Source organism: Carbonicoccus niuqiaonis, from assembly GCF_050157065.1.
In the GTDB taxonomy this organism is placed as follows: Bacteria; Actinomycetota; Actinomycetes; order Propionibacteriales; family Propionibacteriaceae; genus Avipropionibacterium.
The window spans coordinates 2,317,957-2,337,296 of record NZ_CP189573.1 but is presented as its reverse complement, the minus strand read 5'-3'; the positions used below and the strand labels follow the sequence as shown (position 1 = coordinate 2,337,296).

At 69.6% G+C, this 19,340-nt stretch carries 19 protein-coding genes; 9 read left to right on the top strand and 10 right to left on the bottom strand.

Going from position 1 to position 19,340, the window contains the following annotated elements:
* Positions 1 to 8 precede the first annotated feature (8 nt).
* The 5 genes from ACQBAU_RS10675 to ACQBAU_RS10655 all read right to left on the bottom strand — a co-directional run bounded on the left by ACQBAU_RS10675 (position 9) and on the right by ACQBAU_RS10655 (position 4,322).
* The gene (locus ACQBAU_RS10675) at positions 9 to 902 is read right to left on the bottom strand and encodes an amino acid ABC transporter permease (RefSeq protein WP_465256758.1); all 894 of its coding nucleotides are present in this window, start codon (positions 900 to 902) and stop codon (positions 9 to 11) included.
* Entirely contained in the window at positions 899 to 1,591 is a 693-nt protein-coding gene (locus ACQBAU_RS10670) for an amino acid ABC transporter permease (protein ID WP_434549124.1), read from the bottom strand. The genes ACQBAU_RS10675 and ACQBAU_RS10670 overlap by 4 nt, the downstream gene beginning before the upstream one ends.
* 62 nt (positions 1,592 to 1,653) lie before the next feature.
* Positions 1,654 to 2,466: a glutamate ABC transporter substrate-binding protein gene (locus ACQBAU_RS10665; protein WP_434549123.1), complete on the bottom strand. Its 813-nt coding sequence runs from the start codon at positions 2,464 to 2,466 to the stop codon at positions 1,654 to 1,656.
* A gap of 51 nt (positions 2,467 to 2,517) precedes the next feature.
* Positions 2,518 to 3,288: an amino acid ABC transporter ATP-binding protein gene (locus ACQBAU_RS10660; RefSeq protein WP_465256759.1), complete on the bottom strand. Its 771-nt coding sequence runs from the start codon at positions 3,286 to 3,288 to the stop codon at positions 2,518 to 2,520.
* A gap of 113 nt (positions 3,289 to 3,401) precedes the next feature.
* Positions 3,402 to 4,322, bottom strand: coding sequence for an aldose 1-epimerase family protein (locus tag ACQBAU_RS10655; protein ID WP_434549121.1), 921 nt, complete (start codon positions 4,320 to 4,322; stop codon positions 3,402 to 3,404).
* Between the two features lie 75 nt (positions 4,323 to 4,397).
* Here ACQBAU_RS10655 and miaB point away from each other — a divergent pair, with 75 nt between their 5' ends.
* The gene (miaB, locus tag ACQBAU_RS10650) at positions 4,398 to 5,891 is read left to right on the top strand and encodes a tRNA (N6-isopentenyl adenosine(37)-C2)-methylthiotransferase MiaB (RefSeq protein ID WP_465256760.1); all 1,494 of its coding nucleotides are present in this window, start codon (positions 4,398 to 4,400) and stop codon (positions 5,889 to 5,891) included.
* A gap of 45 nt (positions 5,892 to 5,936) precedes the next feature.
* Positions 5,937 to 7,589 (top strand): hypothetical protein, encoded by a 1,653-nt coding sequence (locus ACQBAU_RS10645; RefSeq protein ID WP_465256761.1) that lies wholly within the window; start codon positions 5,937 to 5,939, stop codon positions 7,587 to 7,589.
* A 114-nt stretch (positions 7,590 to 7,703) separates the two neighbouring features.
* Here ACQBAU_RS10645 and ACQBAU_RS10640 read toward each other — a convergent pair whose 3' ends face one another.
* Positions 7,704 to 8,012, bottom strand: a complete 309-nt coding sequence (locus ACQBAU_RS10640) for an antitoxin (RefSeq protein ID WP_434549118.1) — start codon at positions 8,010 to 8,012, stop codon at positions 7,704 to 7,706.
* 196 nt (positions 8,013 to 8,208) lie between these two features.
* Here ACQBAU_RS10640 and miaA point away from each other — a divergent pair, with 196 nt between their 5' ends.
* The 4 genes from miaA to hflX are packed head-to-tail and all read left to right on the top strand — an operon-like array spanning position 8,209 to position 11,663.
* Entirely contained in the window at positions 8,209 to 9,168 is a 960-nt protein-coding gene (miaA, locus tag ACQBAU_RS10635) for a tRNA (adenosine(37)-N6)-dimethylallyltransferase MiaA (RefSeq protein ID WP_465256762.1), read from the top strand.
* A gap of 5 nt (positions 9,169 to 9,173) precedes the next feature.
* On the top strand, positions 9,174 to 10,016 hold the full coding sequence (gene dapF / locus ACQBAU_RS10630) for a diaminopimelate epimerase (RefSeq protein WP_465256763.1): 843 nt from the start codon (positions 9,174 to 9,176) through the stop codon (positions 10,014 to 10,016).
* On the top strand, positions 10,000 to 10,152 hold the full coding sequence (locus ACQBAU_RS10625) for a hypothetical protein (RefSeq protein ID WP_465256764.1): 153 nt from the start codon (positions 10,000 to 10,002) through the stop codon (positions 10,150 to 10,152). The genes dapF and ACQBAU_RS10625 overlap by 17 nt, the downstream gene beginning before the upstream one ends.
* A gap of 53 nt (positions 10,153 to 10,205) precedes the next feature.
* Positions 10,206 to 11,663 (top strand): GTPase HflX, encoded by a 1,458-nt coding sequence (gene hflX, locus ACQBAU_RS10620; RefSeq protein ID WP_465256765.1) that lies wholly within the window; start codon positions 10,206 to 10,208, stop codon positions 11,661 to 11,663.
* Positions 11,664 to 11,676: 13 nt separating this feature from the next.
* Here the strand turns inward: hflX and ACQBAU_RS10615 are convergent, their stop codons facing one another.
* Together ACQBAU_RS10615 and ACQBAU_RS10610 are read right to left on the bottom strand one after the other, a co-directional pair.
* The gene (locus ACQBAU_RS10615; protein ID WP_465256766.1) at positions 11,677 to 12,423 is read right to left on the bottom strand and encodes a DUF1707 SHOCT-like domain-containing protein; all 747 of its coding nucleotides are present in this window, start codon (positions 12,421 to 12,423) and stop codon (positions 11,677 to 11,679) included.
* A gap of 109 nt (positions 12,424 to 12,532) precedes the next feature.
* Positions 12,533 to 13,318, bottom strand: a complete 786-nt coding sequence (locus ACQBAU_RS10610) for a class I SAM-dependent methyltransferase (RefSeq protein WP_465256767.1) — start codon at positions 13,316 to 13,318, stop codon at positions 12,533 to 12,535.
* Between the two features lie 161 nt (positions 13,319 to 13,479).
* Here ACQBAU_RS10610 and ACQBAU_RS10605 point away from each other — a divergent pair, with 161 nt between their 5' ends.
* Positions 13,480 to 15,711, top strand: a complete 2,232-nt coding sequence (locus ACQBAU_RS10605) for an ATP-dependent DNA helicase (RefSeq protein ID WP_465256768.1) — start codon at positions 13,480 to 13,482, stop codon at positions 15,709 to 15,711.
* Positions 15,712 to 15,874: 163 nt separating this feature from the next.
* Positions 15,875 to 16,489: an AAA family ATPase gene (locus ACQBAU_RS10600; protein ID WP_465256769.1), complete on the top strand. Its 615-nt coding sequence runs from the start codon at positions 15,875 to 15,877 to the stop codon at positions 16,487 to 16,489.
* On the opposite strand, the gene ACQBAU_RS10595 is transcribed toward ACQBAU_RS10600, so the two are convergent.
* Entirely contained in the window at positions 16,440 to 17,645 is a 1,206-nt protein-coding gene (locus ACQBAU_RS10595; protein ID WP_465256770.1) for a glycoside hydrolase family 76 protein, read from the bottom strand. The two genes, ACQBAU_RS10600 and ACQBAU_RS10595, sit on opposite strands and share 50 nt — an antisense overlap.
* Positions 17,646 to 17,724: 79 nt before the next feature.
* Positions 17,725 to 18,558: a transcriptional repressor LexA gene (lexA, locus tag ACQBAU_RS10590; protein WP_465256771.1), complete on the bottom strand. Its 834-nt coding sequence runs from the start codon at positions 18,556 to 18,558 to the stop codon at positions 17,725 to 17,727.
* Positions 18,559 to 18,853: 295 nt separating this feature from the next.
* On the opposite strand from lexA, the gene ACQBAU_RS10585 reads away from it, so the two are divergent.
* On the top strand, positions 18,854 to 19,315 hold the full coding sequence (locus tag ACQBAU_RS10585) for a hypothetical protein (protein ID WP_434549105.1): 462 nt from the start codon (positions 18,854 to 18,856) through the stop codon (positions 19,313 to 19,315).
* Positions 19,316 to 19,340: the final 25 nt, after the last annotated feature.

Here is a 19,340-nt window from a genome sequence, read left to right as displayed (position 1 = left end):
GGGTGAGGTCAGGGGCGGGTGGCCAGGGCGTCGGTCGCGCTCTCTTCCTGGTCCGGTGCCTCGACCGGGGCGGCGGTCACTGTGTGGATGCCGCGACGCTGTCGGATCGTGCGTTCGACGGTGCCGGCCAACTTGGTCACCCCGTAGTTGATCAGGATGTAGATCACCGCGGCAACGACGAAGGCGGCCAACAGGTTCCCGCGGCCCGCAGCCAGGATGTTCATCGACTGGAGCAGGTCCGGATAGGTGATGATGAAGCCGAGTGCGGTGTCCTTCAGCACCACCACCAGTTGGCTCAACAGTGACGGCAGCATCGCGGTGATGGCCTGTGGCAGCAGAACCGAGCGCAGGGTCTGGTTCTCGCTGAGCCCCACGGCCAGACCGGCCTCGCGTTGCCCCTTCGGTAGCGACTTCACCCCCGATCGGATCAGCTCCGCGATCACCGATCCGTTGTAGAGGGTGAGGCCCCCGATCACCGAGACCAGCGGGAGCATGAATCCGGAGAGCATGCCGCTGTAGAGGAAGACGTAGTAGAAGAACAACATCATCATCAACACCGGGATCGCGCGGAACACCTCGACGATCACTCCGGCAGGAACCTTGATCAACCGGATGGTGGACAGTCTGCCCAGCCCGAGCAGTACGCCCAACACCGACGCCGTGATGATGGAGATGGCCGCGGCCTGCAGGGTGTTGATCAGTCCCGGGATGACGTAGGCCGTCCACGTGGTTCCCTCCACGAAGGGAAGCCACCGCTGGACGTCGAGCAACTGGGTGCGCAGGGCCCACAGCAGGCCGAGCCCCAACGCCAGACACAGCACGACGCCGACGATGCCGATCACCAGGTTGCGCACCCGGCCCTTGGGGCCGGGCGCATCGAACAGGACGGTCTGGGCGCTCATCGCTGCACCGCCAGGCGCTCCGAGAGCCGGGTGAACAGGATGCCGGTCGGCAGGGTGAGCACGATGAATCCCGTCGCCATGATGGTGAACGTCAGGAACAGCAGTTCAGGGTTGAACTCGATCATGTTCCTCATGACCGTCGCAGCCTCGGCCGCGGTGACGGTCGCCATCACGGTGGTGTTCTTGGTGAGGGCGATCAGGGTGTTGCCCAAGGGTGCGATCGCGCCGCGGATGGCCTGGGGCAGCACCACCTGGGAGATGGTCCCGGCGAAGTTGAGGCCGATGGCCCGGGCGGCCTCCGCCTGCCCGAGGGGCACGGTGTTGACGCCGGACCGGATCGCCTCGGCCACGAAGGCGGCGTGGTAGATCGACAACCCGACCGCACCCCAGATGAAGTTGTGCCAGGCGATGGGCGACGACTCCGGGAAGATGTTCCAGTTGAGGCTCAGGTAGAGCCCGGCAACGCAGAAGAAGATGATCAGGGTGAGTGGCGTGTTGCGGATCAGCGTGACGTACATCGTCCCGAAGGCGCGCAGCGCCGCCACCGGGGAAACCCGTAGGATGGCGACCACGGTGCCGATCACCAGCGAGCCGACGCCGGCGGTCAGGGTGAACAGAATGGTCACGCCGAACGCGGAAAAGATGTTGTAGGTGCTGAACAGTTCCGCCACATCGGCGAAGAATCCCATCACGTTCCTCCTCGGGCCTGAGCTGCCCCGGGGCCGTCACCGGCCCCGGGGCAGGGGTTGGATCAGGAGCAGGAATCCTGCGCGGGCGGCTCGGGGATGGTGTAGCCCGACGGGCCGACCGTCTTGTCCAGGGCCTCGGCCCACGCACCGGAGCTGATCATCTTGGCGATGGCCTCGTTGACCTGGTTGCACAGCTCGGTGTCGCCCTTCTTCATGCCGACGCCGTAACGCTCCTCCGAGAACGGCGCCCCGACGACCTTGAGTTTCCCTGCGTACTGCTCCTGGGCGGCGTAGCCGGCCAGGATCACGTCGTCGGTGGTCACAGCGTCGATGGAGCCGTTGACCAGGGCATCGACACACTTGGAGTAGCTGTCGAAGTTCTGCAGCTGCACACCGGGGTACTCATCGGACACCTTCTGGGCCGAGGTGGAGCCTGTCACCGAGCACAGCTTCTTGCCCTCCAGGTCCTGCGGACCGGTGATCGTCGAATCCGACTGCACCAGCAGGTCCTGACCGGCCACGAAGTATGGTCCGGCGAACGACACCTGCTCCTTGCGCTCATCGGTGATCGAGTAGGTGGCGAAGATCAACTTGACCTGGCCACCCATGATCATGTTCTCCCGCTGCGGTGACGGGGAGAACACGAAGTTGATGTTGCTGTAGCCCAGTTCCGAGGCCACGTAGCGAGCGACCTCGACGTCGAACCCTTCGTACTCGTTGCCGACCTGCAGGCCGAGGCCCGGCTGGTCGAACTTGATTCCGATGGTGATCGATTCCTCACCACCGGGGGAGGCACTGCCACCCGGGTTGCAGGCCGTCAGGCCCGCCATCAACACCATGGCGGCGGCCACGGCGATCATCTTGATCTTCGACATGTTCCCTGCCCTCGTCTCTTCCGTGATCAACGGTCGTTGATCAGTGCTGGCTCAATGGGTCAAGATCTTGCCCAGGAAGTCCTTGGCTCGATTCGACTGGGGGTTGGTGAAGAACGACTCCGGGTCGGCCTCCTCGACGATCTGGCCGTCGGACATGAAGACCACCCGATGGGCGGCCTTACGGGCGAACCCCATCTCGTGGGTGACCACGATCATGGTCATCCCGCCCTTGGCGAGATCGACCATCACGTCCAACACCTCGTTGACCATCTCGGGGTCGAGTGCCGAGGTGGGCTCGTCGAACAACATCACCTTGGGGTCCATGGCGAGGGCGCGCGCGATCGCGACCCGCTGTTGCTGGCCGCCGGACAGCTGGGCCGGGTACTTCTCCGCCTGGTTGGCCACACCCACCCGCTCGAGCAATTCCATGCCCCGCTTCCGGGCCTCGGCCGAGGAGCGCCGGCGCACCTTGATCGGCCCCAATGTGACGTTGTCCAGGATCGACTTGTGGGCGAACAGGTTGAACGACTGGAACACCATCCCGACGTCGGACCGCAGCTGCGCCAACGCCTTCCCCTCCTCGGGAAGCACCTTGCCGTCCACGGTGATGGTGCCGTCGTCGATCGTCTCGAGGCGGTTGATCGTGCGGCACAGCGTCGACTTGCCCGAGCCCGACGGCCCGATCACCACGACGACCTCGCCCTTGGCGATGGTGAGGTTGATGTCCTGCAGCACGTGCAGCTCACCGAAGTGCTTGTTCACCCCGACCAGTTCGACCAGGGCCGGGCCGAGCTCCTGGTTGGGCTCGTCAGATTCGGTCATGGGGTGACGATAGGGCAACCGCCGCCCCCGGTGGGCGAAATTGCGCGTCAATTCGGTTACAGATCGTCTCGACAGGCTCGACGGGCGTGGGGACGTCTCGACAGGCTCGACGGTCAGTGTCCGCGGATGCCCCAGCTGCCGGCGAACCGAGCGCCGGGTCGCAGCACGATCAGGTCCTGGTGGGTCGGACCGGGGTTGAGCGCATCCGGTCCACAGGTCATGGGTTCGACCGCAAGGCCGCCGCCACGGTGCCCGGCGCCGGTGTAGAGCTGCAGCCAGCCGAACTCCTTGTCGGCCCACAACGCCGTCTCGCGATCACCGCGACGCATCACCACCTGCCACCGACGCCCGCCACCCAGACCGGTGTAGGCGGTGTCGAGGTCGCGGCCGGCGAGTGGCCGTGGACGGCGCATGTCCTGGTCGGCCGACACCGGCTCCAGCCGTACCGGCAGCAATCGGTCGTCCACCACCAGCCGCTGGGTGGCGGGGGACTCCAGCTCGACCTCGGAGAAGTCGGACTCACCCACGGTCAGGTACGGGTGAACGCCGTACCCGAACGGCATCGGATCGGCACCTTGGTTGACCACCACCACGTCGACGTGCAGCCCGTCCGGCCCGACCTGGTGGGTCAACAGGGCCTCCATCGTGCCCGGCCAGCCGTGCTGCGGTCGCAGGACGAGGCGCTGGGTCACCGCATCAGGACGGTGGGTGATCAACTCCCACGGCACCCAGCGAACCAGGCCGTGGATCGCGTTGTGCCGGGACACCTCGCTCAGTGGGAGCTGGTGCTCCACCTCCTGCCAGGTCCACCTCCCGTCGCGGATCCGGTTCGGCCACGGCAGCAGTTGCTGGCCCCGACAGTCGGCGTCCACGGCCTCCTCGGGGGCGAAGCCGCGGATCAGGTCGATCGCCGCCCCGTCGGCCCTCGTACGCTGCAGTGATCGGAGGGTGGCACCGACCTCGCACACGACGGCGGTGTGGTCACCGGCGCTGATCTCGTACTGGGCACCGGTGGGGAAGCTGGGCAGAACCATGGCGGCGAAGCTACACCGTGCTCACCGCCGCGACGTTCCAGTGAGCGTGCCGTCTCACGTACCCTTGGCCACGTCATGAGCAGCGCACGTACGTACCAGATCCGCACCCACGGGTGCCAGATGAACGTCCACGACTCCGAGCGGCTGGCCGGACTGCTGGAGGACGCCGGCTACGCCCGGGCCGACGAGGGCTCCGACGGCGCCGACGTGGTCGTGTTCAACACCTGTGCGGTACGCGAGAACGCCGACAACAAGTTGTACGGCAGCCTCGGCCACCTGCTGCCGGTGAAGCAGGCCCGGCCGGGGATGCAGATCGCGGTCGGAGGCTGCCTGGCGCAGAAGGACACCGCCACCATCGTCGACCGGGCCCCGTGGGTGGACGTCGTGTTCGGCACCCACAACATCGGCTCGCTGCCGGTGCTGCTGGAACGCGCCCGGATCGAACAGGAGGCGCAGGTCGAGATCGCCGAGGCGCTGCAGCACTTCCCGTCCACGCTGCCGACGCGACGCGACTCGCCCTACTCGGCCTGGGTGTCGATCTCGGTCGGCTGCAACAACACCTGTACCTTCTGCATCGTGCCGGCGTTGCGGGGGCGCGAGGTGGACCGCCGACCCGGCGAGATCCTGCGCGAGATTGAGACCCTGGTCGGCCAGGGCGTCCAGGAGATCACCCTGCTGGGGCAGAACGTCAACGCGTACGGCACCGGCTTCACCGAGCTCGAGGGCACCGAACGGTTCGGCGATCGCCAGGCGTTCGCCAAGCTGCTCCGCGCCTGCGGCCGGATCGACGGGCTGGAACGCGTCCGCTTCACCTCACCCCACCCCAAGGACTTCACCGACGACGTGATCGAGGCGATGGCCGAGACCCCGAACGTGATGCCGCAGCTGCACATGCCGCTGCAGTCCGGGTCCGACCGGATCCTGAAGCAGATGCGCCGCTCGTACCGGGCCGAGCGCTACCTCGGCATCATCGACCGGGTCCGACAGGCGATGCCGGAGGCGGCCATCACCACCGACATCATCGTCGGCTTCCCCGGCGAGACCGAGGCGGACTTCGCCGAGACGATGGCGGTCACCGAACAGTCCCGGTTCGCCTCGGCGTTCACGTTCCAGTACTCGACCCGGCCCGGTACGCCGGCCGCCACCATGCCGGACCAGGTGCCCAAGCCGGTCGTGCAGGAGCGGTACGAGCGGCTCCTCGAGCTGGTGAACACGATGGCCTGGCAGGAGAACCGGGCGCTCAAGGGACGCGAGGTCGAGGTGATGTTCGCCGACGGCGAGGGCCGCAAGGACGCCGCGACCCACCGGATGAGCGGCCGGGCCCGCGACAACCGACTGGTGCACGTGGCCGTACCCACCGATCCGGCGCAGCGACCTCGTCCCGGTGACATCGCCCGGACCGTGATCACCCACGCCGCGCCGCACCACCTGAACGCCGACGCCGGCATCACCGGGTTGCGCCGTACCGCCGGTGGCGACGCCTGGACGGCGCGCCGGGAGCGGCCCGCCGATCCGGCCGGCGCCGGTGTTGTGCTGGGGATGCCGGGCATCGGCGTCCCGACCGCGTAGCCCGGTGGTCGACACCGTGACCCCACCACCGGGACACTACTTCCCATGAGCGACTACGTCCCCTGGTACGCCGATCGTCACGACAGACGCCTGGCCGAGGCGATCGACCAGCAGGCGGCGGCGTCGGCCGCCACCACGAGCCGGCTGCGCAGCCAGCTCTCCCGGTACCAGGGGTCGGTCGACAAGAAGCTGACGGCGCTGGCGAAGGCGTTCGACGCCTACGTCGAACTGGGGGACGTCCGCGAGGAGTTGGCCGCCTACCCCGATTCGGCGCACCTGCGACGTCAGGCCGTTGCTGCCTTGGCGGACCTGTTCGAGGGACGTCGCGTCGAGCCACTCACCAGCCCGGTCCAGGGCTGGCTGCTGTCGGCCGTCAACGGGGTGATCGCGACCGTGCAGGACGGTGACACCCCTCGCGACGACGCGGTGGTCGGGCTGGGGTCGCGGGAGGCCGACCTGTTCCGGGTCCTGGCGTTGGGGGCGCTGGGCCACGGCGGTGCCGCCGCCGACCTGGTGCCCGGCCAACTGACCACCGACGGCGGCTTCAGCGCCGAACAGTTGGCCATCTTCGACGCCGCCGTCGACGGACACTACGGCGACGTGCTGCCCGCCATCGGCGCGGCGGTCGCGCCGGTGCTGCAGCCCGGTGGCGACATCCCCAGTTGGCGGGAGTGGCTCGGCGACCGGGCCAAATCCGATCCACAGGGGGTGCTGGGCTGGGTGGAGCAGCACAGCCGACCCTTGGCGTCGTTGCCGGAGGTCGACGCGGGTGCCCAACCGTTGGACGTCCAGGGGTACGGCGACAGCCAGGACACGGGGTCGCCACGCGACCCGGAGGAGTCGAAGGCCCAGCTGCGGCGCCTCGTGATCGCGATGGCACAGGAGGGTTCGGGCGCCGAGCGTGACCTGCTGCACCGCGCCGCCACGTTGCGCGCCCGGATCGAGTCACCCCACACCGAACCCAGCCCACCCCGGTGGGAGCAACCCCACGTCAACGTGGTCACCGTCGTCCGCGACACCTATCGCGGGCTCCCGATGCACACCTCGGCGCAGGTGGAGATGTTCGGCTGGTTGTGGCCCCATCTGCGGCCCGAGGTGGAGCAGGAGCTCGCCGCGCCCGACGCGCCGCCGGTCGAACTCGAGGCGAGCACGGCGGGCGGCAGGGTCAGGGTGTCCACGGGAGGTGCTGATTCGAAGGATCGTGAGCGGGCCAAGGACCGGATCGAAGATCTCTACGCCGTGAACTCGGTGTCGGTGGGGTCGTTCGCCGTGGCCGGCATGGTGGTCGTGGGCGGGATCGTGTCCGCCCTGGTCACCTCGGCGTGGTTCCTTGCCCTGATCGGACTCATGATCGGCGTCGCGCTGGGAGCCGTCACCCTCGTCAAGTGGGTACGGGGACGGAGCGAGGCGACAACCCTCACCGCAGCCGCGATGGAGCGGCTGGACAAGGCCATCGAGGACACCAAGGTCAGGGTGAAGCGGGCCGAGGAGGCCCGCGCCGAGGACGCTCGCGGGAAGGAGCGGGTGACGGCGGTGTTGTCGGAGCGGCTGGAACTCACCGCGGGTGACGGGCCGGTCGACGCCACTGCGGAGGACGACGACGCGGGGGACGACGACACGGGGGTCGGCGACACGGGGGACGACGACGCGGATGACGAGCGTCCGTGGGAGTCACGGCGGTCGCGAACGCTTCGGTAGCACCGGTCCACGACCGCGACCGGTCCGGCAACGACAGCGACCGGTCCGGCAACGACATCAGGGCCGCCCCGGTTGTCCCGGGACGGCCCTGAAGCGTGTGTGTGTGTGTGTGGCTCAGCCCTGGTTGGGCTCGCCGCCGAACTGTCCTTCGCCGGGCTGGCCCTCGCCGGGCTGGCCCTGGCCGAACTGTCCCTCGCCGGGCTGGCCTTCGCCCGGCTGAGCTCCACCGGGCTGACCCTCGCCGGGCTGCTGCCCGCTGAGGTTGCCGACCTGGTCGCGGGCGAAGTCCTGCCCCTGGTCGACCTGCCCGGCGTACTGGCCGCCGGTCTTGTCGTCGACGAAGTCGCCAGCCTGGTCAATGCCCTGATTCACCTGATCAGGGTTGTCGCCGATCGCGTCCTTGGCCTTGTCGAAGATACCCATGTCGTCGCTCCTGTGGTAGTCGTTTGATCTTGCAGGTGCGAGCCGTGACACGTTCAGCACGGCTTCTGTTCCCTGCCTATCGCATCTGGTCGTATTGATCAACAGTTACGGCGGCACGAGTTTCGGCGAGGTGCGACCGGGGCACCGTTCCCCGTGGCCGGTGTGGTGGATGTGAACAGTGATTCACAATGGTGGGGTGAACCCCGCAACGGATCGTGTGATCGTCCTCGTCGGCCCGACGGCTGCCGGCAAGTCGACGTTGGCGGTGACCGCCGCATCGACCATGATCGATGCCGGGCATCCCTGTGAGGTGGTCAATCTCGACTCGATGGTGGTGTACCGCGGGATGGACATCGGGACCGCCAAACCGTCGGCGGAGGATCAACTGCGCGTCCGGCACCACCTGGTCGACATCCTCGACATCACCGAGACCGCCACCGTGGCGGAGTTCCAACAACGTGCTCGCGAGACGGTTGCCGACATCCACACCCGCGGTGCGTTGCCGCTGTTGGTGGGTGGTTCGGCGTTGTACACCAGGGCCGTGATCGACCAGTTCAGCTTCCCGGGCACCGACCCCGAACTCCGCGCCGATCTCGAAGATCAACTGGCACGGTCAGGGCCGACCCGACTTCATGATCGACTTGCCGAGCTTGATCCCGCGGCAGCGGCGGAGATCCTGCCCGGCAACGGCCGGCGCATCGTTCGCGCCCTCGAAGTGATCATGCTGACCAACGAGCCGTACGCGGCCTCCCTGCCCAGCCACGAGTATGCGCTGGCCGGGGTGGTGCAGGTGGGGATCGACGGACCACGGGACTGGTTGGACGAACGGATCGAGCAACGGGTGCACCAGATGTGGGCTGCCGGATTCGTCGATGAGGTACGGGTGTTGGCCGATCGCGGCCTGCGTGACGGCCGCACCGCGTCGAAGGCGTTGGGCTACCGGCAGGTCCTGGCGTTCCTGGACGGCGAGATCGACGAGGACGAAGCGATGCGGCGGACCATCGCCGCGACCCGTCGCTTCGCCCGCAAGCAGCGTGGGTGGCACCGACGCGACGACCGGGTCCGATGGTTCGACGCGCGGGAGCCCGAGGTGGCCGTACGGGAGATCGTCGCCCTGGGAACGGACCGGCCCGCTGTCGAGGGCGTGGAACACTGAGTGGCATGCAGACGTGGAGCTTCGCGAAGGGGCACGGGACCGGCAACGACTTCGTGATCCTGTTGGACCGGCACGGGATGACCGACCCGTCGCCGGCCCAGGTCGCCATGCTCTGTGACCGTCACACCGGGATCGGCGGTGACGGGGTGCTGCGGGTCGTGCCGGGTCACCTCGTCGATGACTGGACCGGCGACCCCGACCTGTGGTTCATGGACTACCGCAACGCCGACGGGTCGGTCGCGCAGATGTGCGGCAACGGCGTGCGCGTGTTCGCCCGCTACCTGCTCGAGCAGGGGCTCGTCGAAGGGCAGACCTTCACCGTCGGCACCCGCGCCGGGGCCAGGCAGGTCACCACCGACGTGCACGGTGAGCAGTTCACCGTCGCGATGGGCGAGGTCACCGTCGGCGAGGACGTCGAGATCGAGCACGACGGCGTACGACATCGGGCCACGTCGGCGGACGTGGGCAACCCCCACGCGGTGGTGGTGCTCGACACTCTCGACACCCTGCAGCGGCTGGACCTGCACCGGTCACCCGGCTGGCACCCGGCCGAAGCGTTCCCCGCGGGGGTGAACGTGGAGTTCATCGTGCCGGGGGAGCCCGGCCGGGTGGCGATGCGGGTGCACGAGCGCGGGGTGGGTGAGACCCAGTCCTGTGGCACCGGCACGGTGGCCGTCGCCGCCGTCGTGGGCCGCGACCGGTCGGAGGCCCACACCTGCCAGGTGGTCGTACCCGGCGGAACGGTCACCGTCGAGCTCGCCGAACTGCACGGCACTGGCCGGCAGGCCCGGCTCACCGGGCCGGCCGTACTGGTCGCCGAGGGAGACGTCCATGTCCCCACGACCTGAGGAACGAGGCCCCGACCACGAGGACGACGACGACCTCGCCACGGGTGGCCGCTACGGCACGTGGATCGGCGTGGTGGCCATCATCGCGATCATCGCCCTGATCGCGGTGTTCGTGGTGCAACCCTTCCTGGGCTGAACCGCAGCAAACTGGTTGGCTGCGGGCAGAACGCGTGGGAGACTGTGCAGAAGATGAGTCTTTCCCACGCACACGACCACGTACCTGACGACCCCGCCGCGGACGACGTCACGGTGACCGCCACTCAGGCGTACGACACCGACTCGTACGACGGCGACCAACAGGACCTGGCCGACCGCAACGCGCTACGGCGGGTAGCTGGCATGTCGACCGAGCTCATCGACATGTCGGAGGTCGAGTACCGGCAGCTCCGGCTGGAACGGGTCGTCCTGGTCAGTGTCTGGACCAGCGGCACCGAGACCGACGTCGACAACGCCATGGCCGAGCTGAAGCTGTTGGCCGAGACCGCCGGCTCCCAGGTGCTCGAGGGCATCGTGCAACGCCGATCGAGTCCGGATCCGGCGACCTACATCGGCAGCGGCAAGGTGACCGAGCTGAAGGAGGTCGTGCTGGCGACCGGCGCCGACACCGTGATCTGCGACGGCGAGCTGTCCCCGGCCCAGTTGCGCAACCTGGAGGACCGGGTCAAGGTCAAGGTGATCGACCGGACCGCGCTGATCCTGGACATCTTTGCCGCCCACGCGCGGAGCGCGGAGGGCAAGGCGCAGGTTGAGCTGGCCCAGCTGCAGTACCTGAAGCAGCGGCTGCGTGGCTGGGGTGGCAACCTGTCCCGTCAGGCCGGTGGTCGCGCTGCCGGCGGCGCCGGCATCGGTGGTCGTGGCCCCGGTGAGACCAAGCTGGAGACCGACCGGCGCCGGATCCACACGCGCATCGCCAAGTTGCGCGCCGAACTGCGCGCGATGGACGCCACCCGCGAGAACAAGCGGGCCGAACGCCGTCGCCACCAGGTGCCGTCGGTCGCGATCGTCGGTTACACCAACGCGGGCAAGTCGTCCCTGCTCAACCGGTTGACCGGTGCCGGCGTGCTGGTCGAGAACGCGCTGTTCGCCACCCTCGACCCGACGACCCGGCGCACCGAGACCGCCGACGGGCGGGTGTTCACCCTGACGGACACGGTCGGCTTCGTCCGGCACCTGCCGCACGACCTGGTCGAGGCCTTCGCCTCCACACTGGAGGAGTCGGCCCTGGCCGATCTGCTGGTGCACGTGGTCGATGCGTCCGACGCCGACCCCGAGGGGCAGATCGGTGCGGTGCGCAAGGTGCTGGCCGACATCGACGCCGCCCAGGTGCCGGAGTTGATGGTGTTCAACAAGATCGACCTGGCCGACGAGCAGGTGCTCACCATGCTGCGGACCGGGCATCCCGATGCGGTGTTCGTGTCGGCGCGCACCGGTGAGGGCATCGACACCCTTCGGGAACGGGTCGAGGGCGGGCTGCCGCGACCCGAGGTCGAGGTGCAGGCGCTGATCCCGTACGACCGAGGAGACCTGATCAACCAGATCCACCAGGTCGGAGAGTTCGTCTCGAACGAGCACACCGCCGACGGCACCCGCGTCGTCGTCCGGGTCCACCCTGATCTGGCGGCCGCCTTGGAGCCGTACGCCCTCTGAGCCGTCGATCGCCTCAGCGGAGGTCGTCGGGGCGGTACGCGGGCAACGAGTCGGCCGGCGGCGCCGGTGGCGCCGGTGGCGGCGGTGCGTCCTTGTCGAGCTTGACGTCGTTGCCGGCCATCAGGCTGAAACCCTTCAGGATCAGAGTCCCGCGGGAGCCGTCACCGCGGGCTTCCCGCTCGATGCCGTTGCCGGCCATGACGCTGACGCACTTGTCGATGATCCGTACCCCCGGCGGCACGAAGATGTCGTTGCCGCCCCACATGCTGAAGAGTTCCAGGGTGACTTCGACACCGGGACCCATCACGTCGCGGAGGTGGATGTTGTTGCCGCCCATCAGCGCGTAGCTGCGCACGATCGGCGTCCCGGGCTTGACGACGACGTCGTGTCCGCCCATGATCGCCACCGAGTTCTCGACGTCGCCGGGCCCGGCGGTGGTGGCAAGCTCGGTGCCCGGGGCCGAGGTGCGCCACGGTGCCGGCGGGCTCGCTGCCGACACCGGGGCCAGGGCACCCGACGCTCCTGACACGTCGGCCGTCGCGTCGGCGAAGCGGCGCCGGATCTCGTGGCCCTCCGGGAGATCGACGATCAGGTCGCTCAGGTCGTCGGTGAACCGGGTGGCCTGGACCTCGCGCGTGCGGTCGGCCAGCTCTGCGTCGTCGAGCCGTCCGTTGGCGTGTGCCTCGGTGAGCACGGCGACCACGTCGTCCCGGTCCCCGTTGGAGGCACGGAGACGGGCGTCGCTCGGGTCGGAGGCCATGGCGTCAATCCTAGGTGACCGCGCCGAGGTGCGCCTCCGTCCGTGCCCCGCGCACGGGATCGGTCGGGGTCCTCACGTAGCAGGCCCGTAGGGGGGGGCGCGTGGAGCCTCAGGCCCGGGCGAGCAGCTCGCCGTGCAGGATGCTCATCCACCCGTCCGGGGCCGCCGCCCAGCGTTGCCATGCTCGCGCGACCTCGTCCAACTCGCCGTCGGCGACTCCCCGCTCGCGGAGCTGGTCGGCGATCGCGGACCGACGGATCCGCTCGGCCCACATGTCGCCCCACTGCCGCCGTGACTCCGGGGCCGCCCAGCACCAGGTCGACGAGGTGACCGTCACGTCGGTGAAGCCGGCGGCCCGGGCCCAGCCGAGCAGGTGTCGCCCGGCGTCCGGCTCGCCACCTCGCTCACGGGCGGCGGAGTCGTACAACTCGAGCCACCGGTCGAGCACCGGGTCGGCCGGGAACCACACGAAGCCGTGGTAGTCGGAGTCGCGGACCGCCACGATCCCACCCGGGCGGCACACCCGCCGCAGCTCGCCGAGCGCGCGGACCGGGTCGTGCACGTGCTGCAGCACCTGGTGGGCATGGACGACGTCGAACGAGTCGTCGGGCAGGTCGAGGTCGTGCACGTCCCCGACCATGTGGTCGAGCTCGACCCCCTGCCGTGCGGCTTCGTCGCGGGTCAGCTGCAGTGCGGTCTCGGTGTGCTCCAGGGCGGTGACCCGGCCGACCCGGCGCGCGAGGTCGACCGTGATCGTCCCCGGACCGGAACCGACGTCCAAGAGGGACTGCTGCGGGTTCAGGTGGGGGAGCAGGTACGCCGCGGAGTTCGCCGCGGTGCGGATCCGGTGTGAGGCAAGGACCGACTCGTGGTGGCCGTGGACGTAACCAGTCATGATCCCGACGGTACGAGACCCCGCGCCCCGCACCGTGGCGTGCGCAGTGGTCGAGACGTGGCGCCGCCCGCAGCACGGCAACCCGCCGTGCCTGTCCACCCGCCGCGCCCTGTCCACATGGGGTGCTGCGGGGGCGGGCCCGGTCCGGGTAGGTTGGCTCGGTGCCTGAGCAGTCCGCCGCCCGTAGCCGTACCGACCAGGTGCTCGACGCCGCAGTGGCGAAGATCGGCGGAGCCGAGCGCCCCGGCCAGCACGAGATGGCCACCGCCATCGCCGACGCCATCACCGAGCCGGAACACCTGCTGGTGCAGGCCGGGACGGGCACCGGCAAGTCGCTGGGCTACCTCGCGCCCAGCCTGCTCGCACTCGCCGACGGCACCGTGGAGCGGGTGGTCGTGGCGACCGCGACGCTGGCGCTGCAGACCCAGCTGGCGACCAAGGACATCCCGGTCGCGCTGGACGCGATCGCCGCGGTGACCGGGAAGCGGCCGCGGGCGGCGTTGCTGAAGGGTCGCTCCAACTACGCCTGCCTGTACCGGGTCCGCGACGGCGCCCCCGACGACGGCCAACAGGCGTTGATCACCGGTGCCGAGCTCGCGGCGACCATCCCGGCGGCCAAGGAGTCGGCCGAGACCGCGACGTCGGGTGACGCGTCAGCCCTGGGGGCCGAGGTGATCATGCTCCGCGAGTGGGCCGAGGCCGAGCTGAGTGCCGGCGGTACGGCCGATCGGGACGGGGCGCCGAGCCACACCGACCGGGCGTGGGGCCAGGTCTCGATCCCGGTCCGAGAGTGCCTGGGCGCGCAGCGGTGCCCGTACGGGGAGGAGTGCTTCGTCGAGCAGTCCCGGGACACCGCGCGGGCCGCCGACCTGGTCGTCACCAACCACGCCCTGTTGGCGATCGACGCCATGCACGGTGGTACGGCCTTGCCCTCCCATGACGCGGTGATCGTCGACGAGGCCCACGAACTGGTGTCGCGGATGACCGGCGCGGCATCGGTCGAGCTGAGCCCCCAACAGGTGGAGCGGGTGGCACGTCGGGCGCTGACCTGGCTGGCCGACGACCTGGGCCTGGAGTTCCTCGAGCACGGTGACGCGCTGACCGTGGCCCTGGAGTCGGCGCCGGCCGAGCGGGTCACCGACCCCGATTCGCAGGTCGTCGCTGCGGCAGCCTCGTTGCGGGCGACCGCCCGGAAGGTCGCCTCCGAACTCAACGGGTCGGACGACCCCGATCGTCGGCAGGCCCTCGCCGCGGTGCGGGAGGTGCACGACATCGCCGAGCGGATCGCCACCCTGGCCGAGTCGGACGTCGTCTACGTCAACGACCGGGAGCGGTTCGGCCGGGAGGTGCGGGTGGCGCCGCTGGGAGTCGCCGGACTGCTGCGCGACCGGGTGCTCACCGACCGGACCACGGTGTTCTGTTCGGCAACGCTCAAGATCGGTGGCGACTTCACCTCGGTGGCCGGCAGCTTCGGACTGCGGGCGACCGAGCAACTCACCGGCGACCGCCCTGCCTCCGGAGCACGAGCTGATCATGGTCGCCGACGCAAGCCCCGGGCGACGACCGCGGCGGACGAGCCGGGTGACGCATCAGCGGGGGAGTCACACGAGGATGCGGACGAGGACGCCGCACAGGTCGACGTGACCGCGGAGGGGACCGACGACCCGGGAGACTTCGCCGCCGACTCCGCTGACCATGATCATCCGACGACCTGGCGCGGGCTCGACGTCGGGTCACCGTTCGACTACCGACGCCAAGGGATCCTCTACCTGGCAAGGAGTCTGCCGCCACCGGGACGGGACGGACTGCCGCCGGAGGTGCTGGCCGAGATCGCCGAGCTGACCTGGGCCGCCGGCGGGCGGACGCTGGGGCTGTTCGCCTCCCGCCGCAATGCGGAGGCGGCGGCCAAGCACCTGCACCGCGAGCTGCCGAAGATGACCGTGCTGTGCCAGGGCGATGCGCAGCTGCCTGAGCTCACCCGACGGTTCCTCGAGGAACCGGAGACGTCGCTGTTCGGCACCTTGTCGCTGTGGCAGGGGATCGACGTCCCCGGGGACACCTGCCGCTTGGTGATCATCGACAAGATCCCGTTCCCGCGCCCGGACGATCCGCTGATGCGGGCCCGGCAGGACGCGGTCGCCGAGGCCGGTGGGAACGGTTTCATGGCCGTCGCGGCCTCGCACGCGGCACTGCTGCTGGCACAGGGAAGTGGCCGGTTGATCAGGTCCACCGGTGATCGCGGCATGGTGGCGGTGCTCGATCCTCGGCTGGCCACGGCACGGTACGGCTCGTTCCTGCGGGCCGGGATGCCGGACTTCTGGACGACCGCGGACCGGGAGGTCGCGGTGGAGGCACTGCGGCGGCTCGGCCCGGAGGTCCCGTCCACGGTCTGACCCCGTTCCCCGAACCTGTCGAGGGCCCGAGCCGGTCGAGGGCCCGAGCCGGTCGAGGGCCCGAGCCGGTCGAGGGGCCCGAGGTCACAGCGCCACCGGCCGAGGTGATCATGGACGTCCGAGTAGGCTCGACCCACGGCCACAGACCCGGACGGAGGGGCCCATGATCATCTGGTTGAACGGGCCGTTCGGTGTCGGCAAGACGCAGACGGCGTTCGAGCTGCACCGTCGGCTGCCCGAATCCTTCGTGTCCGACCCGGAACACTTCGGGTACGGCATCCACCGGATGCAGCCTCGTGAGCTGCGCGGCGACTTCCAGGACGCGCCGCTGTGGCGGCGCGGGGTGTTGGAGGTGTTGTCCGACGTCGACGCCCGGCGGCAGCAGAAGTTCGGCAGCCGGATGGTCGCCACCATCGTGCCGATGACGATCATCCGCGCCGACTACTTCGACGAGGTCGTCGGCGGCCTGCGCGACCGCGGGCACGACGTCCGGCACTTCGCGCTGGTGGCCTCCACCGCGACCGTACGGCGTCGCCTCCGCGGTCGCGGTGAGGGCATCATCGGCCACAGCTGGGCCAGCCGCCGGATCGACGAGGGCCTGAGGTCGTTGCAGGACCCCAAGTTCGCCGACCACATCCCGACCGACAGCCTGACGATCGCGCAGGTGGCCGAGACGATCGGCCGGATGTGCGAACTGGTGCTGACCAGCGACGACTCCTCGCCGCAGGTCAGCTGGCTCCGCCGGCGGGCCGTCCAACTGCGACACGTTCGCCGCTGACCCGGGCCGCCGCCTCCAGCAGCATCCATCCGCCCAGCTGGACCGACAGGTCCCGCTCGGGCACCGTGGCCGGCCGGATCGCACCGTTGACCGTGCCCCCGACCGCGGCGGAGGCCGTCGGCACCACCGCCCCGCTCGTCCAGTCGTGGCCGAACAACGGCAACAAGGTCGATCCGTCGGCAGCCACCTCGGCGCGGTGGTGCCAGCAGGCCTCCGCCGAGGCCAGCACGATGGACGTCGCGGTGGCGCGGGCCCGGACGGCGGTCGGCGTCGAGCCGGGCAGCCCGGTGGCCACCAGGGCGAGGTAGCGGGCGAGGATCCCGTTGAACAGCCCGCCGTCACCACCGGAGCCCCCGGTGATCACCCCGGCGGTGCACAGGTGCTGGGCGACGGCCTGCACCAGTCGTGCCGCACGTACGCCATGCAGCTCCGGATCGACCCGGCGCGCCAGCTCCACCTCGACGCCGAGGACGACACCTTGGCAGTAGCTGTAGATCTCCCGTGCCATCAGGGTGTTCACCCGGACCCCGTCGTACACCAGCCCGCTCCCGGCGTCCCGGACGACACCGTCGAGCCAGTCGGCCATCCGTATCGCCCGCCCGAGGTGTCCGGTCCGGGCCAGCAGGATCGCCGCCGGTCCGTTGGCGGGGGTGTTGAAGAAGTCGGCGCCTCGGCGCCACGGAAGGCCGCCGACCCGGACCACGACCCCGGAATCGGAGACCCGACGCTCGGTCCAGTGGTCGACGAGTTGATCGGTCAGCTGGGCGAGCCCGACCCGGTGGCGTACCCCGGCGACCCGATCGGCGCGCTCCAGCGCAAGCCCGAGCCACGCCATGTCGTCGAAGTAGCTGTTCGTCCAGCCCGTCAGATTGCGCAGCCGATGGCTCCTCGTGATCCGGACGATGCGCCGACGGCGTTGCGGCGTGGGCTCACGGTCCTGCGCATCGACCAGGCAGTCGATCAGGTGGGCCTGCCACCAGTAGTGCCACTCCAACCACAGCCGGTGTGACCACACGGCGGGCCAGGAGACGACGGCAAGCTCGGTCCCCGGCAGGCCGAACAGCCGCCGCAGATGTCGTACCGTCAGGGCCTGCTCCGCCGCGTCGGCGCGGGCCGACCACACCGAACGCGGTTCCGACCGGGTGCGATCACTCACGGGTCCGATTCTGTCGCACCGCGAGGGGCTGATTTCGTCGCACCCGCGTCGGGCCGGTCCGGAGGCGGCGGGTCGTGGGTCAGACGCTCCGCAGGACCGCGACCACCTTGCCGAGGATCGTGGCATGGTTGCCGTCGATCGGGTCGTACGACGGGTTGTGCGGCATCAGCCACACCTGGTCGCCGGTGCGCTTGAACGTCTTGACGGTGGCCTCGTCATCCAACAGGGCGGCCACGATCTCGCCGTTCTCCGCGGTCGGCTGCTGGCGGACGACCACCCAGTCCCGGTCACAGATGGCCGCGTCGACCATGGAGTCACCGCGGACCTCCAGCATGAAGAGCGCGCCGTCGCCGACGAGTCGCTTGGGCAGCGGGAACACGTCCTCCACGGCCTCCTCGGCCAGGATCGGGCCACCGGCGGCGATCCGACCGACGACCGGGACCGAGACGGCACTCGGGTTGTGGTCGAAACCGCCGGTCTCGTCGAAGTTGCGGTCGCCACCCTTCGTCCGACCCTTCGCCCCGGTCTTCGCCTCGGCGGCTGTCGCGGACCCGGTGCCGGGCATCAACACCTCCATGGCGCGAGGACGCTTGGGGTCGCGACGGATGAACCCCTTCTCCTCCAGGGCGCGCAACTGGTAGGCGACGCTGGACGAGCTCGCCAACCCGATGCTGACGCCGAGCTCGCGGATGCTGGGCGGGTAGCCCCGCGACTCGACCGCGTCCTGGATCACTTCGAGGATGCGTCGCTGCCGCGGTGTCAGGCCGTCGGCGTCCGCGGGCCCGTCGGGGAGCGCGGAGACACTGGCTCCGGCAGCCTCCAGTTGGGCCCGGACGGTGGCATTGGTCGGGCGGCCCCGGCGTCGACCCGATGGGGTCGTCGAGGTCGTGGGACGGTCGTTCGAATCAGCCATGCCCACACGCTAGAGCCTGCCCCCGACACATTCAAACATCTGTTCGAGCGTGTCGCCGATTTCCCGGTCGGCGGGCGGTCGGGTCGGCGATCGGCGAAAACTGTCGGACCCCACGGCTGTGATGGAGCCTTGGGTACAGCTGCGGAACGGCCCGCCGAGCTGGGGACGTTCGGCAGCGACACCTCGAAGAAGTGCGACACGAACAGAACAATCGTACGAATGGACTTGCGAACACCTGTTCGAAGAGGCACGATGAGAGTCGGATCGAACACCCGTTCGAGACAGGAGAGGCATCATGACCGCACTGCAGATCGACGAGACGGACCTCCGGGGGATTGTCCCGAGCCGCCGACGCCGGGCCGCCGGTCGTGGCGGGCGTCGTCGTACGGCGACCCGACGTGGACCGGTGTTGCGCGTCGCCGGGTCGCGTTCGACCGAACGGCCCGGAGGCGTCTGCCCACCGCAGCTGACCGGTGCTGGCCTCGGCTCTGCTTCCCTGACGGCCGAGGTCCTGACGCCCCACCGACGGGCGGGCCACGCGCCTGTTTCCCCGGTACGTACGGCCCGCGCCGCGGGTGCGGCACGCACGAGGGTCGCGGCGGCTCCGGCCGAGTGGCGCCTCACCGACCGGGGCATCGCGGTGGTCCTGTCGATCGGGTTGGTCCTGGTCGTGGCGGCGCTGGTTGCCGTGGTCGGTACCGCCTGGACAGTGACCTCGGCCGACTACCAGGCCATCGGACAACTCGTCGCCGGCTGACGTCGACGGCCCACGCCGGGCAAGA

What these genes read in the sequence shown, in the direction of transcription:
- ACQBAU_RS10615 (WP_465256766.1), bottom strand. Translation starts at nt 12,423, where the DNA reads ATGGCCTCCGACCCGAGCGACGCCCGTCTCCGTGCCTCCAACGGGGAC.
- ACQBAU_RS10670 (WP_434549124.1), bottom strand. Translation starts at nt 1,591, where the DNA reads ATGGGATTCTTCGCCGATGTGGCGGAACTGTTCAGCACCTACAACATC.
- ACQBAU_RS10655 (WP_434549121.1), bottom strand. Translation starts at nt 4,322, where the DNA reads ATGGTTCTGCCCAGCTTCCCCACCGGTGCCCAGTACGAGATCAGCGCC.
- ACQBAU_RS10610 (WP_465256767.1), bottom strand. Translation starts at nt 13,318, where the DNA reads ATGACTGGTTACGTCCACGGCCACCACGAGTCGGTCCTTGCCTCACAC.
- ACQBAU_RS10665 (WP_434549123.1), bottom strand. Translation starts at nt 2,466, where the DNA reads ATGTCGAAGATCAAGATGATCGCCGTGGCCGCCGCCATGGTGTTGATG.
- hflX (WP_465256765.1), top strand. Translation starts at nt 10,206, where the DNA reads ATGAGTCTTTCCCACGCACACGACCACGTACCTGACGACCCCGCCGCG.
- dapF (WP_465256763.1), top strand. Translation starts at nt 9,174, where the DNA reads ATGCAGACGTGGAGCTTCGCGAAGGGGCACGGGACCGGCAACGACTTC.
- ACQBAU_RS10645 (WP_465256761.1), top strand. Translation starts at nt 5,937, where the DNA reads ATGAGCGACTACGTCCCCTGGTACGCCGATCGTCACGACAGACGCCTG.
- ACQBAU_RS10585 (WP_434549105.1), top strand. Translation starts at nt 18,854, where the DNA reads ATGACCGCACTGCAGATCGACGAGACGGACCTCCGGGGGATTGTCCCG.
- ACQBAU_RS10600 (WP_465256769.1), top strand. Translation starts at nt 15,875, where the DNA reads ATGATCATCTGGTTGAACGGGCCGTTCGGTGTCGGCAAGACGCAGACG.
- ACQBAU_RS10660 (WP_465256759.1), bottom strand. Translation starts at nt 3,288, where the DNA reads ATGACCGAATCTGACGAGCCCAACCAGGAGCTCGGCCCGGCCCTGGTC.
- lexA (WP_465256771.1), bottom strand. Translation starts at nt 18,558, where the DNA reads ATGGCTGATTCGAACGACCGTCCCACGACCTCGACGACCCCATCGGGT.
- ACQBAU_RS10675 (WP_465256758.1), bottom strand. Translation starts at nt 902, where the DNA reads ATGAGCGCCCAGACCGTCCTGTTCGATGCGCCCGGCCCCAAGGGCCGG.
- ACQBAU_RS10625 (WP_465256764.1), top strand. Translation starts at nt 10,000, where the DNA reads ATGTCCCCACGACCTGAGGAACGAGGCCCCGACCACGAGGACGACGAC.
- ACQBAU_RS10640 (WP_434549118.1), bottom strand. Translation starts at nt 8,012, where the DNA reads ATGGGTATCTTCGACAAGGCCAAGGACGCGATCGGCGACAACCCTGAT.
- miaB (WP_465256760.1), top strand. Translation starts at nt 4,398, where the DNA reads ATGAGCAGCGCACGTACGTACCAGATCCGCACCCACGGGTGCCAGATG.